This is a genomic window from Marinobacter panjinensis (assembly GCF_005298175.1).
GTDB lineage: Bacteria > Pseudomonadota > Gammaproteobacteria > Pseudomonadales > Oleiphilaceae > Marinobacter > Marinobacter panjinensis.
This window is the reverse complement of record NZ_SZYH01000002.1, coordinates 438703-455034: the sequence shown is the minus strand read 5'-3', so window position 1 is coordinate 455034 and position 16332 is coordinate 438703. Positions and strand designations below refer to the sequence as shown.

At 57.7% G+C, this 16332-nt stretch carries 16 protein-coding genes; 6 read left to right on the top strand and 10 right to left on the bottom strand.

What is annotated here, in order from left to right; all coding sequences use genetic code 11:
* Positions 1-43 precede the first annotated feature (43 nt).
* Both fixJ and FDP08_RS18435 read right to left on the bottom strand, forming a co-directional pair.
* Entirely contained in the window at positions 44-670 is a 627-nt protein-coding gene (gene fixJ, locus FDP08_RS18440) for a response regulator FixJ (protein ID WP_137437747.1), read from the bottom strand.
* A 37-nt stretch (positions 671-707) separates the two neighbouring features.
* Positions 708-3116: a Lon protease family protein gene (locus tag FDP08_RS18435; RefSeq protein ID WP_137437746.1), complete on the bottom strand. Its 2409-nt coding sequence runs from the start codon at positions 3114-3116 to the stop codon at positions 708-710.
* Between the two features lie 167 nt (positions 3117-3283).
* Between FDP08_RS18435 and FDP08_RS18430 the strand changes: the two genes are divergently transcribed.
* Complete coding sequence (locus tag FDP08_RS18430) at positions 3284-3568, top strand: hypothetical protein (RefSeq protein ID WP_137437745.1); 285 nt, start codon at positions 3284-3286, stop codon at positions 3566-3568.
* A 127-nt stretch (positions 3569-3695) separates the two neighbouring features.
* Positions 3696-4073: a PilZ domain-containing protein gene (locus FDP08_RS18425; RefSeq protein WP_137437744.1), complete on the top strand. Its 378-nt coding sequence runs from the start codon at positions 3696-3698 to the stop codon at positions 4071-4073.
* A 7-nt stretch (positions 4074-4080) separates the two neighbouring features.
* On the opposite strand, the gene FDP08_RS18420 is transcribed toward FDP08_RS18425, so the two are convergent.
* The 3 genes from FDP08_RS18420 to FDP08_RS18410 form a co-directional block, all read right to left on the bottom strand.
* Positions 4081-4551: a flavodoxin family protein gene (locus FDP08_RS18420; protein ID WP_137437743.1), complete on the bottom strand. Its 471-nt coding sequence runs from the start codon at positions 4549-4551 to the stop codon at positions 4081-4083.
* A 39-nt stretch (positions 4552-4590) separates the two neighbouring features.
* Entirely contained in the window at positions 4591-5637 is a 1047-nt protein-coding gene (recA, locus tag FDP08_RS18415) for a recombinase RecA (protein ID WP_137437742.1), read from the bottom strand.
* Positions 5638-5783: 146 nt separating this feature from the next.
* On the bottom strand, positions 5784-6284 hold the full coding sequence (locus FDP08_RS18410; RefSeq protein WP_137437741.1) for a CinA family protein: 501 nt from the start codon (positions 6282-6284) through the stop codon (positions 5784-5786).
* An 82-nt stretch (positions 6285-6366) separates the two neighbouring features.
* On the opposite strand from FDP08_RS18410, the gene mutS reads away from it, so the two are divergent.
* Both mutS and fdxA read left to right on the top strand, forming a co-directional pair.
* The gene (mutS, locus tag FDP08_RS18405; RefSeq protein ID WP_137437740.1) at positions 6367-9000 is read left to right on the top strand and encodes a DNA mismatch repair protein MutS; all 2634 of its coding nucleotides are present in this window, start codon (positions 6367-6369) and stop codon (positions 8998-9000) included.
* A 137-nt stretch (positions 9001-9137) separates the two neighbouring features.
* Complete coding sequence (gene fdxA, locus FDP08_RS18400) at positions 9138-9461, top strand: ferredoxin FdxA (RefSeq protein ID WP_137437739.1); 324 nt, start codon at positions 9138-9140, stop codon at positions 9459-9461.
* A 9-nt stretch (positions 9462-9470) separates the two neighbouring features.
* Here fdxA and FDP08_RS18395 read toward each other — a convergent pair whose 3' ends face one another.
* The 5 genes from FDP08_RS18395 to FDP08_RS18375 all read right to left on the bottom strand — a co-directional run bounded on the left by FDP08_RS18395 (position 9471) and on the right by FDP08_RS18375 (position 14861).
* Positions 9471-10136 carry a LysE family translocator gene (locus FDP08_RS18395; RefSeq protein WP_137437738.1) on the bottom strand — a complete coding sequence of 222 codons (666 nt, stop codon included), beginning with the start codon at positions 10134-10136 and terminating at the stop codon, positions 9471-9473.
* Between the two features lie 31 nt (positions 10137-10167).
* Positions 10168-11202, bottom strand: a complete 1035-nt coding sequence (locus FDP08_RS18390; protein ID WP_137437737.1) for a hypothetical protein — start codon at positions 11200-11202, stop codon at positions 10168-10170.
* Positions 11203-11357: 155 nt separating this feature from the next.
* Positions 11358-12308, bottom strand: coding sequence for a DegV family protein (locus tag FDP08_RS18385; protein WP_137437736.1), 951 nt, complete (start codon positions 12306-12308; stop codon positions 11358-11360).
* Positions 12309-12416: 108 nt separating this feature from the next.
* Positions 12417-13250 (bottom strand): metal-dependent hydrolase, encoded by an 834-nt coding sequence (locus FDP08_RS18380; RefSeq protein WP_137437735.1) that lies wholly within the window; start codon positions 13248-13250, stop codon positions 12417-12419.
* 198 nt (positions 13251-13448) lie between these two features.
* Positions 13449-14861: an aminotransferase-like domain-containing protein gene (locus FDP08_RS18375; protein ID WP_137437734.1), complete on the bottom strand. Its 1413-nt coding sequence runs from the start codon at positions 14859-14861 to the stop codon at positions 13449-13451.
* 177 nt (positions 14862-15038) lie between these two features.
* Here FDP08_RS18375 and FDP08_RS18370 point away from each other — a divergent pair, with 177 nt between their 5' ends.
* Entirely contained in the window at positions 15039-15335 is a 297-nt protein-coding gene (locus FDP08_RS18370) for a hypothetical protein (protein WP_137437733.1), read from the top strand.
* Positions 15332-16141: a PhzF family phenazine biosynthesis protein gene (locus FDP08_RS18365; protein ID WP_137437732.1), complete on the top strand. Its 810-nt coding sequence runs from the start codon at positions 15332-15334 to the stop codon at positions 16139-16141. The genes FDP08_RS18370 and FDP08_RS18365 overlap by 4 nt, the downstream gene beginning before the upstream one ends.
* The last annotated feature ends 191 nt before the right edge of the window (positions 16142-16332 follow it).

Here is a 16332-nt window from a genome sequence, read left to right as displayed (position 1 = left end):
GAATACGGCCGGTTACGATAGTGATTGCATAATGCCGGCCAAATCAGCGCGGGTCGATAAGGTCCTTTACGGACAGAACCATACGCACCAGGTGTGCCAGTGAATGGGTACCCATCTTGTGCATGACCCGTGAACGGTGTATTTCCACGGTTCGCTGGCTGATTTCAAGCTCGATCGCTATGACCTTGTTGGCCTGCCCTGCAATCATCCGGTCCATTATCTCGTGTTCACGGGGGGTCAGGCTCTTCACCCGGCGCAGGATTTCCTGCTTCTCACCAAGGGTTTTGCGCTGTTCCCGGTCCTGCTCAAGCGCAGCTTCAATTTTCTGCAACAAGGCCTCTTCCCGGTAGGGCTTCTGAATGAAGTCCACCGCGCCCTCTTTCATGGCATCTACAGCCATCGGCACATCACCGTGGCCGGTCACAAAGATGATCGGAAGAATGGAATGCTTTTCGTTCAGTTTTTTCTGAAGTTCCATGCCGTCCATGCCGGGCATACGGATATCCAGCACAATGCAGCCAGCCATCTTTTCGGAATAATCCTTTAAAAAGGTATTGGCATTCTCGTAAGTGCTGACGGGCTTGCCATCGGATTTCAGCAGCAACTCCAGCGAGTCACGCACCGCCTCGTCATCTTCAACTACGTACACCGTTTGCTGGGAATCAGTCATGTGACTTGTCTCTCCTTTCAATTACCGCCGATACGCCTTAGTGAATCGACGGGTCTTTGTGGTCATCCCGGGCATGTTCCTGACGCTCGTGTTCGCGCATCTTCTCCAGACGTTGCTGGATCATGCCAAAAACAGTCTGTTTGGGATACCTGCCTTTTTTGTCTGCCCTGCCTGCCGGCTTGCCCAGCAAAAGCGTGATGGCCTCTTCTGCCCGGGACACCGAGTGAACATGAAACTTGCCGTCGCGGACTGCCTGTACGACTTCCTGATCGAGCATCAGGTTCTGCACATTGGTTGCAGGTACGATCACGCCCTGGGTTCCGGTCAGCTCGCCGACCAGTTTGCAGGTGCTGTAAAAACCCTCGACCTTTTCATTGACGCCACCAATCGGCTGAACCTCGCCGAACTGGTTGACCGATCCGGTGATTGCCAGGTCCTGCCGCACCGGCAGCCCCGACAGCGTCGAAACCAGGGCGCACATCTCTGCCAGGGACGCACTGTCACCGTCGACTTCGCCGTAATTCTGCTCAAACGTCAGGCTCGCCGACAGATGCATGGGGTCGGTGACGGCAAAATGGGAAGAAAGCCAGGAGCTGAGTATCATCACACCCTTGGAGTGGATGTTACCCCCCAGCTTCACGTCACGTTCGATATCCATCACGCCGCCATCACCATAATAGCAGGTGGCAGTGATTCTGTTGGACAGACCGAACTCGAAGCCCCCGGTCGAAAGTACCGACAACGCATTTACCTGCCCCACACAGGTACCTGTGGTGGACACCAGTGTTGAACCATCACGAATGGAGTCGTAGAACTGATCACGAATCCGGCTACTGCGATAACGGGCACTCTCCAGCGCCTGATCCACATGGGAGTTCTGGATCAGCCGGGCACCGGCCTGCCGGGCCCAGTAGTCGGACTCACGCAACAGGTTGGCAATATCCGCTGCATGCAAAGACAGGCGATCCTGATGCTCTGCCATGCGTGCACTGTGTTCAATGATACGGGCGACCGCCTTGTTACTGCAGTGAAGCAGCTTCTTTTCATCCACCAGGCTGGCGATGAACTTGGCATAAAGTACCTGGCTTTCGTCCGTTCGCATCATCTCGTTTTCAAAATCCGCCGTCACCCGGAACAACTCGGCGAACTCCGGATCGTACTCCTGCAGCAACATCCAGGTTTCCCGGTCGCCGAACAGCACGATTTTGACGTCCAGCGGGATTTCCTCAGGCTCCAGCGAGATAGTGCCCGACAGAGTCAATTCCCGCTCCAGGGAATTGATCTGAATGGTCTTTGAACGCAGGGCCCGCTTGAGGCCATCCCAGACAAACGGCTGCTCCAGGACCTTGATGGCATCCATCAGCAGATAGCCACCATTGGCGCGGTGAAGGCTGCCGGGGCGAATGAGGGAGAAGTCAGTAAACACCGTGCCTTTGAAAGTCACGCTCTCCACGTAACCGAACAGATTGTGGTAAGTGGGGTTATCCTCCACCACCACAGGCACTTCGTCGGTTTTCTGGTGGACCAGTACATTCACCAGGTAGCGACGGGGCATCTTCTTGTCCAGAGAGGCATAGGCAATGGCCGCCTGCTCTTCATTGTCTTCCAGGAAAATTTCCAGGCTTTCCGACAGATCCTTGCGAACGGCGTCGAAGTAAGCCACCACATCCGGCTGATCCCGATATTTTTCTATCAGTTCATCAATCTGATGGCCTGAAATGCCCTCCAGGGTCTCCTCATTAAGCGCTTGCTGGCTCTCCGCGTATTCCTGCTCCCAGTCCGCCAGTTTCCGCAGCGCCTGTCTGAGCTTTTTCTCCAGCTTGTTAATATCGCTTTCGAACTTGTCCCGTTGTGCCTCAGTCAGGGCCTGGAACGACTCGGCGGTATGCGCTTCATCGCCATTCATTGCCACCAGGCGATAGCCGCCCGGGGTCGTGATGTTCAGGCTGACTTTCTTTCGCTTGGCCTGGTCTGCGACCTTTTCCAGTTCGTCTTCCTGCTTCTTGACGTAGTCGTTCTTCAGCTTTTCAGCACGCTCCAGAAAGCTATCACTATCGAACGTCTGAGGGATCATTTTCATAAGACGCCCCATCAGCTTTTCCATGTCCTGCTTCAACTCCGTGCCCTTGCCGGCAGGCAGCCTGAGCATCCTGGGCACACGGGGCTCCTCGAAGTTGGCCACATAGCACCAGTCGTGGCTCTGGTTATCCGTGTCTACATGGTGTTCCAGGTACCGCAGCATCATGGTGCGCTTACCGAGCCCGTTGCGACCCACCGCATAAACGTTGTAGCCACCGTGGGGCATGGACAGGGCAAAACGTACCGCTGCCTGGGCCCGATTCTGGCCGACGATTTCTGCCAGGGGCTCGAGTTGACGGGTGGTCTTGAACGGTAAATCTTTTAAAACACAGGCTTTATAGAGCTGGTTCAGGGACAGTGACTTCAAGGTTCGGTCCTGTAACGGTATGAAAGCATTTGGTTATGGGCGGTCATTGTAGAATCTGGGGCCCGCCCTGTCGCGCTCAGCCTAAAGTTTTAGCCAAACTTGTCGATAAATTGATCAATCGGGCATAATTAGCCACCGCAGAAAGGCACAGGCAGGGCGCTCACAAAATGGATATTTACCGGAATCAACCGCAACCGCTGACAGTGATGGAGTCATTGCGCAAGCGCAAACCCTTTACGCTACCTGAACCGCAGCAACCGACCCCGTCTCCGGAAAAACCCCAGTGGGATCGTCGAGTACAACCCGACCGGCGGCGTGCGCAGGTGGCTTTTGAAGGACCGGATCGCCGCAAGAAGCGCTCCAGGCGCAGCCCACGCCTGCTGAACCCGAAGACCGCGCAGGAAGCCCCTGCCGAAGACCGGAGAGGCCGGTTGGTCAGTACCCGCGCGTAGAAATTGATAACCAGATCACAGTTCTTTGCTTGGTCATTTTTCACTCACACCTGCGGGAACTAAACTCCATGTCCCGATGGAAAAGCGGGCCGATCACAAACACAAGATCAGCAATGGATGCCAACCTATGACGAATGATTCCGCAGACCGCAGAATCAAGGACCGCTACCCTGCCATGTGCCTGAAGGTACAATTGCAGGAACGGGGCTTTTTTGGTCGAGGGAAGAATTCAACCGCTGTCACCTGCCTGGATATGAACCGTTACGGAATGGCAGTCCTGTGCCCAAGGCCGGTAGAGCCAAGAGCACGGCTTTATATGGATTTTGACGGCAAGTACATCCGCGAGTCCCGCGTTGCCGCCCAGGTGGTCAGCTGCCAACCCTTTCAGACGGGTTTCCGCGTAAGCCTCCAGTTCTGCTACTGTTTTGACAAGAAGGGTTATTCAAGGGCCGTGGATAACGCTCTTTCCCGCATTGAAGGCATCTACAACCATTACGCCAGCTAAGCCCTACTTAGAACAAACCCGCATCCAGGCTCGCCGCCATATAAAGCCCAAGTTCACGGCACTGTTCCTCGAATTCATCCCGATACTCGCCATGGCAAAGCAGTGGCTCCTGCACCAGACGCCAGCGTAAGCCGGTAGTAATCGATTCGATAGCACGGTGGGTTCCGGTACCGTCGAGCCCTGCGCGGATATAAAAGGTGAAGGGAAGCCCCTGGGTTTTCTCAAGACAGGGATAGTAGCTGCGGTCAAAGAAATCCTTTAACGCGCCGCTCATATAGCCGAGGTTTTCGGTAGTGCCGAGGATAATGGCATCACAGGCCAGCACGTCGTCCGGGCCGGCCTCCAGTGGCGGAAGCACGGTCACTTCAACATTTTCGATGTCTTCGTGCCTTGCGCCCTGCTCTACCGCTTCCCGTAGTTTGAGGGTATTCGGGGACGGCGCATGGGCAACGACCAGCAGTCTTTTTTTTGCATCCATATCACCTCCCCGATAGTGCGGAATCCAACCTGATCGTGCTTAGAGAAGCTCTCCGTTTGCGTCTGCTGTTGCCTCTTCAGCCGCCTCTTTTTTTGCCGGCTTGGGCATCAGCTTGTCACGTACAGCAGCTTCGATTTCGTTAGCGATATCCAGGTTCTCTTCCAGGAACTTGCAGGCGTTGGCCTTGCCCTGGCCGATCTTGTCACCCTTGTACGCGTACCAGGCACCGGACTTATCGACAAAGCCTTCCTTCACACCCATATCGAGCACTTCGGCCATGTGGTAGATGCCCTTGCCGTACATGATCTGGAACTCGGCCTGCCTGAACGGCGGGGCAACCTTGTTCTTGACCACTTTCACGCGGGTTTCGTTACCCACCACTTCGTCGCCGTCCTTCACCGAGCCAATGCGGCGGATATCGAGGCGAACGGAAGAGTAGAATTTCAGGGCGTTACCGCCGGTGGTGGTTTCCGGTGAACCGAACATAACGCCGATCTTCATGCGGATCTGGTTGATGAAGATCAGCAGGCAGTTGGCGTGTTTGATGTTACCGGTCAGTTTGCGCAGAGCCTGGGACATCAGCCGGGCCTGCAGGCCGACGTGGCTGTCGCCCATCTCGCCTTCAATTTCGGCTTTCGGGGTCAGGGCCGCTACCGAGTCAACAATGATGACGTCTACCGCATTGGAGCGCACCAGCATGTCAGCGATTTCCAGCGCCTGCTCACCGGTATCCGGCTGGGACACCAGCAGGTCGTCCACATTCACGCCCAGCTTTTCGGCGTAGATCGGGTCAAGGGCGTGCTCTGCGTCGATAAAGGCGCAGGTTTTACCGGCTTTCTGGGCTTCGGCAATTACCTGGAGGGTCAGCGTGGTTTTACCGGAGCTTTCCGGACCATAGATTTCACAGATGCGTCCGTAAGGCAGGCCACCAATACCCAGAGCGACATCCAGGCCGAGAGAGCCGGTGGACACTGCAGGAATGGCTTCCCGGGGCTGGTCGCCCATTTTCATGACGGCACCCTTGCCGAACTGGCGTTCAATCTGGCTAAGCGCTGCGCTCAGTGCTTTGTTGCGGTTGTCTTCCATTGTTGCAAACCCTCTGTCGCCTGTGCCGTTATCGGGACGGGAGCCCGGCGGCCGAAATCGTTAACTCCGGAACCCGGAAAAACCGGACCCCTGTATATTTGAACAGTATTAAAACATAACATCAGGGCAAGACCAACCCCTCCGCTTCAGGAGTTTTCCAGAAAGCTCCTAACCCCCTGTAACGCATACAGAACAGCCTGGCGCCGCACCTGATCACGGTCGCCCGGGAAGGTTTCAACCACCGCTACGGTGTCTGCCGGAGAACGGCCCCAGGCAAACCACACGGTACCCACTGGTTTGTCGTCGCTACCGCCACCGGGACCTGCAACGCCGCTGATAGCAACCGCAACACTGGCACCGGTTGTGGACAGTGCCCCGGCCACCATCTCTCGCACCACCGGTTCGCTGACGGCGCCCTGCTCGTTAAGGGAGGCCTCCGTAACCCCGAGCAATGCCCTTTTGGCGTCATTGCTATAGGTGACCAGCCCTGCCAGCACGTAGGCCGACGAACCTGCGCGGTCAGTCAACACCTTGGCAACCCAGCCGCCGGTGCAGCTTTCGGCGGTGGCAATGGTAAGCTGGCGCCGCTCCAGCAATTCGGCCAGTTGATTACCTGCGTCCGCCAATGCCTGGTCAGTCAGTGGCATAATGATCTCCTTCGTTTCATCATGGCGGTTATTTTCTTACAATCCCTGCCTTCACATAAAGCCAATGGATCCGGAACCGTTCATGTCAGCAGCCCAGACCGATCTGTCCCAGCACACTCCGATGATGAGGCAATACCTCAGGATAAAGGGCGAACACCCGAATGAACTGGTGTTCTACCGCATGGGGGACTTCTACGAGCTGTTTTACGAAGACGCCCGCAAGGCCGCCGAGCTGATGGACATCACCCTCACCGCCCGCGGGCAGTCCGGTGGCAGCCCGATACCCATGGCCGGCATTCCGTACCATTCTGCCGAAGGTTACATTGCACGTCTGGTGCGGGCTGGTCAATCCATTGCCATTTGTGAGCAGATTGGCGACCCCGCTACCAGCAAGGGGCCGGTAGACCGCCAGGTTGTGCGCATTGTGACACCAGGCACTCTCAGCGATGATGCTTTTCTGGAGGATCGTCGGGATAATCTGCTGGTCGCCATCTATAGCCACCGGGAGCAGTTCGGGTTTGCCTCCCTGGATATTTCCAGCGGGCGATTTACGGTGTCCGAGCTGGATGACCTTGAGGGTCTGCAGGGGGAGCTTCAGCGCCTGAGGCCGGCGGAAATTCTTGTCAGCGAAGATTTTCCCTATCAGGATGTACTGGAAGGCTACACCGGCATTCGCCGCCAGGGCCCCTGGTTATTTGAAGCCGACACCGCCCGCCGGGTGCTGACCCAGCAACTACAGGTACGTGATCTGACCGGGTTTGGCTGCGAAGATCTCACCCTGGCGATCTGCGCTGCCGGCTGCCTGCTGCAATACGCAAAGGAAACCCAGCGCACCGCCCTGCCCCACATCCGCAAACTAAGCCGGGAACGTCGCGAAGAGGCGGTTATTCTGGACGCCACCAGCCGCCGCAACCTGGAGATCGACACCAACCTGATGGGCGGCACCCAGCACACTCTGGCCTGGGTGATGGACCGCACGGCGACCGCCATGGGTGGCCGCCAGCTGCGGCGCTGGCTCAACCGGCCGCTGCGCGACGTTACCGTGGTTGAGCAACGTCAGCAGGCGGTTTCCGCGCTGCTGGACGGGTTTCACTACGAGCCGGTCCACGACCTGCTCAAAAGCATTGGCGATATCGAGCGGGTTCTGGCGCGGGTGGCATTGCGTTCGGCCCGCCCAAGGGATCTGGCGCGGTTGCGGGATGCCTTCCAGGCCCTGCCGGATTTACAGCAGGCTCTGAAACCGGTGAACTCACACCACATCGTGAAACTGGCCACCATCATCAGCGAATACCCGGAACTGGCGGACATGCTGGAGCGGGCCATCATCGATAACCCGCCGGTGGTGATTCGCGACGGCGGCGTTATCCGGGAAGGCTTTGACGAAGAGCTGGACGAGTTGCGCAACATCAGCGAGAACGCCGGCCAGTTCCTGCTGGACGTGGAGACACGGGAACGGGAACGCACCGGCATCAGCACACTGAAAGTGGGCTATAACCGGGTGCATGGTTATTACATTGAGATCACCCGCGCCCAGTCCGGCCAAGCGCCAGTGGATTACATACGCCGCCAGACCCTGAAGAACGCCGAGCGGTTTATCACCCCGGAGCTGAAAGAGTTCGAAGACAAGGCCCTCAGCGCCAAGAGCCGTTCACTGGCGCGGGAGAAGGCCCTCTACGATGAAGTCCTGGAAGCCGTCGCCGCAGAACTGGCACCCTTGCAGGATGCCGCCCAGGCCCTGGCAGAGCTGGATGTGCTTAGCAACTTCGCCGAGCGGGCAACCAGCCTGCGATTCAATGCGCCTGAATTCAGCAACACCCCTGGCTTCGACATCGAAGAAGGCCGCCACCCGGTCGTGGAACAACTGCTGAGTGATCCCTACGTGCCCAACGACCTGCTGATGGACCAGCAGCGTCGCATGCTGGTGATCACTGGTCCCAACATGGGCGGTAAGTCCACCTACATGCGCCAGGCGGCCCTGATTGCCCTGTTGGCCTACACCGGCAGCTTCGTTCCGGCTAACCGCGTGGTCATCGGCCCGGTGGACCGTATTTTCACCCGCATGGGCTCTTCCGATGACATCGCCGGCGGGCGCTCCACGTTCATGGTGGAGATGACGGAAACCGCCAACATCCTCCATAACGCCACCGAACACAGCCTGGTGCTGATGGACGAAGTCGGGCGCGGCACCAGCACCTTCGATGGCCTCTCACTGGCCTGGGCGACGGCGGAACACCTGGCCAGATATATTCGTTGCTACACCCTGTTTGCCACTCACTATTTCGAGCTCACGCAACTGGCCGATGACCTGGAACACGCCGTTAACGTTCATCTGACAGCCACGGAGCACGACGACACCATCGTATTCCTGCACAATGTCCACGACGGCCCCGCCAGCCAGAGTTACGGGCTGCAGGTAGCCAAACTGGCGGGCGTGCCCCAGGAGGTTATCCGTAACGCGCGGGAGCAACTCTCCCATCTTGAGGGGAGCGCAGCACCGGCCAACCCCCTGCCCGCTCAAGCCGCAACGGCTCCGGGCGAACCGGACAAGCGGACACGCCCGGCCCGGATCAGCGAGCCGGTGATGCAGGGAGATATGTTCGCCAGCCTGGAACCCAGCAAGGTGGAAGAAACCCTGGCAAAACTGGACGTTGACGGACTGACGCCGCGGGATGCGCTGAACCGCTTGTATGAATTGAAGGAACTACTGAACAAATAACTGGAAAATACGGCAGAATTGACCCATGTAATAACGATAGTGCGCCTCGGCGCTTGCGAGTGGGCAGGCCGCTCAATACAATATCGCGCAATTATTATTACACCGATGAGATTGACTACTGGACCAGGAAGCTGACTATGACGTTTGTCGTTACCGATAACTGCATCAAGTGCAAATACACGGACTGCGTGGAAGTATGCCCGGTTGACTGCTTCTACGAAGGCCCGAATTTTCTGGTGATCGATCCGGACGAGTGCATCGATTGCGCGCTGTGTGAGCCGGAGTGTCCTGCAGAGGCCATCTTTTCGGAAGACGAGCTGCCTGCAGATCAGGTTCAGTTTGTTGAACTCAATGCCGATCTGGCAGGCAAATGGCCGAATATCACCGAAAAGAAAGATCCGTTGCCGGACGCTGAAGAGTGGGACGGCAAGCCGAACAAGCTGCAGTACCTGGAAAAGTAATGGTGGCGCTTACTGCGTAGCCAGCTTTCCCCCGATAGCCACAAAAAAGCCGCCGGTCAGAGCGTTGAGCGTACGCTTGACGCCCTGCCCCACCCCAAGCCGGCGCGACTTGACCACCAGCACTGCCAGCGCACATTGCCACACCATCGCCAACACAAAGTGAACCCCCGCGAGGAACAACGATTGCTGGAAGGCATTTCCTGCCGGGTCGATAAACTGGGGCAACAGCGCCATATAGAACAGCGCGGTTTTGGGGTTCAGCACGTTGGACAACAGGCCCTCGCGGAACGCCATTGAGGCCGTTAGCGGTTTCATCCGTGACGGCCTCACACCGGCGGCTTCCGGCTCTGAGCGCTCTTCAGGGGCACGCCTCAGGGCCTGTCGCAATGAGCTCAGCCCCAGCCAGATCAGATAACACGCACCTGCCCACTTGAGCGCGGTAAATGCCCAGGCAGTCTCCACCAGCAACACGGAAATACCCAGGGCTGACAAGGTGGCATGGATGAACAGTCCGCTACAGATGCCCACGCTGGTCACACAACCATCCTGCAAACCACGCTCCACTCCACCCCGCCCGGCATTTCGCATCACCAGCAGGGTATCCACCCCTGGTGTCACCGTCAGCAGTGAAATGGCCACCAGATAGGCCCAGAACAGCTCGGTTGGTATCCACACGTCCAGATTCCCCCACGGAAAGCAGGAGTAATCAGCTCTCCTGCTGCAGAAGCTTTTTCGTCGCCGCCGACTTGTAGAAGGGCTCGAGACGACGGCGAATCAGGGCTTCAAGATACCCTTCCTCACGCAGCACGTCTATCAGCGGAACTGCCAGGGCACCCACTTCCGCCATCACCAGATCATGGTCAACACCTACGTCACTCAGCAGCTCAATCACCGGACTGTCGCCATACATGTCGAAAAGGCGCTCCACCACTGCCCTGGTACAGCCCTCGAAATACGCGGTCTTGCGGAACTGCAGCCAGAACTCGTACCCCAGCACCACAAACTCCTGCAGCTGGACGTCGCCCAGGCCTTCGTGGAGCTCTTCAATGGTGCGGTCTTCCACCGCAACCCAGGCCGCCATCACGCTGTCCCGCAGTTCATCGTCCGTCAGTGCCCGGTGCAGGAATTGCTCGCTGCGGGCAACCAGTCCCGGCAGGCTGTCCGACAGCCAGGTCTTGAACCGGCGCTCGAAGGATTCATCCAGCCCGGGCACAGCCTTGTTGGCCCAGCGCTTGCCAAACTTCATCATTGAGCCCACACCGGGAACACTCTTGGTGATCAGGTTGTCTTCATAGAGGTAATTCACCACACCCTGGTAGACCACGTTTGAAACCAGTTCCTGGTAAACCGGGTGCGCCATGATCTCGCTGATCACCCTCTCACGCTGCTGGCGAAGCTCAAGTGCCTCTTCCAGGAAACCTGTCGCCTGCTCGCGGGTGATGATGTCCCGCAGCCGTGAGGTTCCCTGGACCGGAGCATTCAGTACTTCGGTGGCCATTTCAGCTGCCATCTCCGGTATCCCGGCATCCAGCTCCATATCTATAACTATGCGCTGGATCACCCCCATCACCTGCTCCACCGAGATCAGACGGTTGAGCGTGATGGTGCCAGCGTAATCGAACAGGGCATCCACCTCGGTTGCCAGGAACCGACGCAGCTTTGCCCCTTTCAGGGACGCGAGTTCGTGTTTTACATGCTGCTCAAGCAGGGCATTGGCGAGATCCGTTTTGCCTTTGGTCATAGTCACGGTCCGGTGCTGTCTGAAAGTGGGCGACGAGAGTCAGAAGAGGAAGAGGCTAACACGAAGCCACGTCAGCTGCGTTTGCCGAAGAAACAGTCGGTAGGGTGCAGGCAGGCCAAGAGGCAATGTCGCTCCGGGACTGGATAAGATGAGGGTTATTGGAAATCGCTAAATTCGTGAGGCTCTGCTGCCAGGGCCAAGCAAAGGCTGCCCGGGCCAACGTAGATGCTGCTGGTAATACCCATCTGGGAAAGCAGTAGCTCCACACCATTACTCTCGCACGCATCCCGCAGGCGGTTCAGGCCCGGCAGGTCCTCGATTTCGGTCCAGGTCAACCCACAGGACAGGCTGACATAGGGGGTCAGCAACCCCGCCTCCACCCGGCCAGCGGCATAGTTCATGACCTTTTCAACCGCCATGTCAAAACTTCGGGTCTTGGCGGCAGGCTGGCCCTGGGCACCCTGGCCGAATATCACCGGGGTGATGTTCAGAGCCTTGCCCAGAAAAGCCACCAGCGCCGACACGCTTTTGTCACCGCGCTTGCGGGCCCGCTCGCGAATGTAATGCAGATCACGGGGAATCACGCAGGTATAGATCTTGTCAGTGAAGGTTTCGACTTCATTACGGAGTGCATTCTTTGACAGTTTCTGCTCGATCAGCCTGAGCGTATGAGCTGCCAACAGGCCCTGGCCAGCAAAAATCTGCTTACTGTCGATGACACGCATGGAAAACTTACCATCACGCCCGGCAGCTTTGCGTGCCTCCTCGTAGTGCGACATGACCGTATTCATGGCTTCGGTGGCGTTCTGGAAGATCAGGCTGCGGGAGCGGGTAACGGTTTCGCAAATCGCCACATCAAACTGGGTGACAATCTTCTCCATGAACAAGTCATGGATCTGCTGGGGAGAGAAGGCCTGTGTCTCCGCATGGTGGCCCTTTTGCAGCAACCCGCCCTGATAGAACTCCTGGGTTCGCACCGGATCGTGCTCATCGATGTAGGTCTGGCCGTCGATCACGGCGGTCACGGGCAAAACGAACAGGTCGTGCTTTCGGCTGAACTCGTAGGGTAAATCGCAAGCCGAATCCACTATAAGACCAACGCGCATGGGGGCCTCCAGCTGCGGGAAGTTGTTCCTGCCGGACACTTCCCTTTATTGTCGTTGTTCGTAGCAGCGCCCAGTCTTACACAAAGCCGTGGTAATTTCAGCACCCTGCTAACCAGCAGTTTGCTCCAGCTCAAGTTCGTTGAGGTTTTTATCGATCAGCTCACGATTATCCTGTTGCCAGGGGTGAAACCCCTCGCGGAAATAGGCCAGAAAGTCCGGCAGACACTTACGTAAAACGCCCGGTTTTCCCCACAGAAAGTTGATCCCGCCAATCCAGGTGCCCGGGCTCCATAACTTGCCATCGGCTTTCAGCAGGCTGCAGGTGTTCAGGAAGGTGTACTTGAAGAAATTCCAGCTCACGAACAGGAACACGATTCGCCGCAACCGCTCGTTGCCGACGCAATGGCGGTAGACATCGAAAGCCACGGACTTGTGCTCGGTTTCTTCAATGGCATGCCAGCGCCACAGTCTGGCCATACCGGGGGTGGCACCCTCCATCCACTCCGGATGGCTGAGGATTGCATTGGCCAGCACGGCCGTATAATGCTCGGCACCGCAGGTTCCCGCAAGCTGACGGCTGGGTGGCAGCTTGCCCACCCATTCCATGTGCCTGCGAAAACGCTGGTCAATGGCATCGATATCATAGCCCCGCGCCTTCAGGGCTTCGTTGTAATGCTTGTGCTCCCGGCTGTGCAGCGCTTCCTGGCCGATAAACCCGCGTATTTCCTCTTTCAGCTTGGGATCATCCACCTGCTCGCGATACAGGCGGACCGCATTGATGAACTGCTGCTCTCCCTCCGGAAATTGAAGAGAAAGTGCATTAAAGAAGGCGGTGCGGAAGGTGTCGTTACCGTGCCAGAGCGTTTTGAGTTCTTCGGCAAGATCGAAGCGCAGGTGCCGTGGGGAAACGGAAACACCCTCAGGGGTGGAACTGATAGTCATGACTGCCTCCGGTTTATTGTGATTATGGAGCGGCATTCACCGTACAGCGGGAAACCACGTACGAAAATTGATCAGAGGGGCCAGTTTAAACCTGAATTCGGTTGCGAAGGAAGGCTGAAACAGAAAAAACTGGACAAATTGTCACGAAATGACAAATTGTCAAAACATCATGAAACCGAGGTATAACCCCGAACCACCTCAGGATTCGGCGGCCACTGCGGTTGCGATGGCGCCCAGGCGACCAATCGCCTGCTCAATCCGTTCGCTCCAGGGGTTGGCGCCATTGAGCCGCAGGCAGTTTTCGTATTTGTCGGTGGTGGAGAACATCAGCCCCGGAGCGACATTGATATTTTCCTCCCGCGCCCGGCGGTAGACCTCGGTGCCTGAGGTATTACCCGGTAGCTGAACCCACAATACGAAACCACCCTGTGGCCGGCTGACCGCGGTGCCTTCCGGGAACGACCGCCCCACGGCGGCCCGCATCCGCTCCGTCACCTCACGAAAGCGCGGCCGCACTGACCGCAGGTAGCGGTCATAGCCCCCCTGTTCCAGGAAATGAGCCACCGCCAGCTGCGGCACGCTTGCCGTACCCAGGTTGCTGAAGTACTTCTGCTGACGCGCCTCGGCCAGGTATTTGCCGGGCATCATCCAGCCAAGGCGCAGCCCCGGCGAGATGGTTTTGGAGAATGAGCTGCAATAGATAACATTGCCAGTGCGGTCGAACACCTTGGCCGGCCTGGGGCGTTCACCGCTATGGAACAGGTCACCGTAGATATCGTCCTCAATCAGCGGCACGCCCGCCCGCTCAAGCATCTGCACCAGCTGCTGCTTGCGCTCATCAGGCATCCGCGCACCCATGGGGTTGCTGTGATTGGGGACCACCACGCACGCTTTCACCGGCCACTGTCCCAGCGCCAGTTCCAGCCCCTCCAGGCTCATTCCTTCGGACGGGTGCGTCGGCACTTCAATCACTCGGAGCCCGACAACGTCCAGGGCCTGCAGGATGCCAGGAAATGAAGGCGACTCAACCACCACGATATCACCGGGCCGGGTCACTGCCTTCAGGGCGAGAATGATCGCCTCCTGGGCGCCGTTGGTGGCAATAATATCGTCCGGCGTCGCCATGACGCCAAGCGTAGCCATTCGCTGAGCCAGCTGGCGCCGGTACTCAATCTTTCCCGGGAAAGCGTAATCCAGGGTTTCAAGCCCGCGCCTCGCCGCCCATAAGGTGGCCTGCTGAATCTGGCGAACCGGCAGAAAATCCGGATGCGGCACCGCAGCGGCCAATGGCACCATGCGCTTTTGCTCGTCGGCGCACAGGTCCAGGGCCATGTCCCTGGCGCTGACCGGCACGGGTCTGGCCCTATGCTTCTGCATCACCGGTTCGGGCGTATCCCACCGGGGCAAATGCACAAAATAGCCTCTGCGCTCCCGTGCCTCCAGATAGCCACGGGCCTCCAGCGTCTGGTGGGCCTGAAGCACCGTCGAAACGCTCACGCCAAACTGGCGACTGAGCGCCCGAACACCAGGCAGCCGCTCTCCTTCGCGATATACCCCATCACGAATCAATGCGTGCAACTGGTCTGCTACCTGATTATAGAGAATGCCCATTGCCCAATCCTGCCAGATCAATCGAGAGTAGAGGCAGTACAGATCAACCAGATTCTGACCAGCACAGATGTCGGATAGATGAAACTGTACCGGTTCAAAACCACAATATCTGAATCTGTTATGGTTGTCTGCACCGGCGGAGAATGGTGATCAGCGTCCAGAAGAAGGAGTTTCACCATGACCGCACTGAACCGATTACAGCCCCACCCGCTGACAGACGCACGACCGGCCAGCCGCAAGGACTTGCTGGGCGTTGGTCACAACCACGACCTGGCCCCGATGACCATCCACACCGCCTGGAAGTGGCTGGAGAACCTCGGCTTTGAAATCCGCCTGGTCAAACCCGAACACTGGATCATTACCCACTCGAAAGCTCTGCCAGAGCTTCACTTCTACAGCGCCGTGGAACTGAGCCAATTTGCCGCCCACCGGGCACACCGCTACGCTGACACGTTCACAAGGGAGGAATCATGAACACATTACCGATCTACCAGGTCGACGCGTTTACCAGCCAGGTTTTCGGCGGCAACCCCGCTGCCGTCATGCCACTGGAAGAGTGGCTGCCAGACGACACCATGCAGAAACTGGCACTGGAGAATAACCTCTCGGAAACGGCCTTTCTGGTTCCCCTTTCCGATGATGAAGAGCAAGACTTTCACATACGCTGGTTCACACCCGGCATAGAAGTACCGCTCTGCGGCCACGCTACCCTCGCCAGCGCCTGGGTCCTGTTCAACAAACTGGGCTGGGAAAAGCAGCACATCAGGCTCCAATCCAAAAGCGGCCCCCTGGGAGTGAAACAGACCGACGATGGCTGGCTGGAGCTGGACTTCCCCAACCTCGGCTTCGAGGAACGCCCGACACCCGGCCTGATCCTGGAAGCCCTGGAAGGCGCCCCCGAAACGTCGTTTTTTGTCCCCAAGGACACCAATTATCTCATCGTCCTCAGAGACGAAGCCGCGGTAAAAGCCGCGCAACCGGACATCCGCAAACTCAAGGAACTGGGCAATCTGGGCGTCATCATTACTGCACCGGGCAATGACTGCGACTTCGTCAGCCGCTACTTCGCCCCGGGCGGAGGCATCGACGAAGACCCTGTCACCGGCTCCATCCACAGTATTCTGGTGCCCTACTGGGCCGAACAACTCGGCAAGAATACCCTGCTGGCAAAACAAGTGTCCGCCAGGGGCGGTGTACTTCGCTGCGAACTGAAAGGCGACCGCGTAACCATCGCCGGCCAGGCCGCGTTCTATATGGAAGGCTCTGTCCAGCTCCCCTGAAACCTCAACAAAAATGTATACTGCGCCCAACTAACGAGCAGCGGCGGGCAGCACAGATGTTTGGAAAGGTATGGGTTGAGGGCAGTCAGGGATCGTCAAAAACAGGGATGTTTTTGTCGAGCGTACATGGACGTATTCACCGCGTATCCCTGACTGCCCTCAACCCGTGCCGGAACTCCGAAAGCGCGACC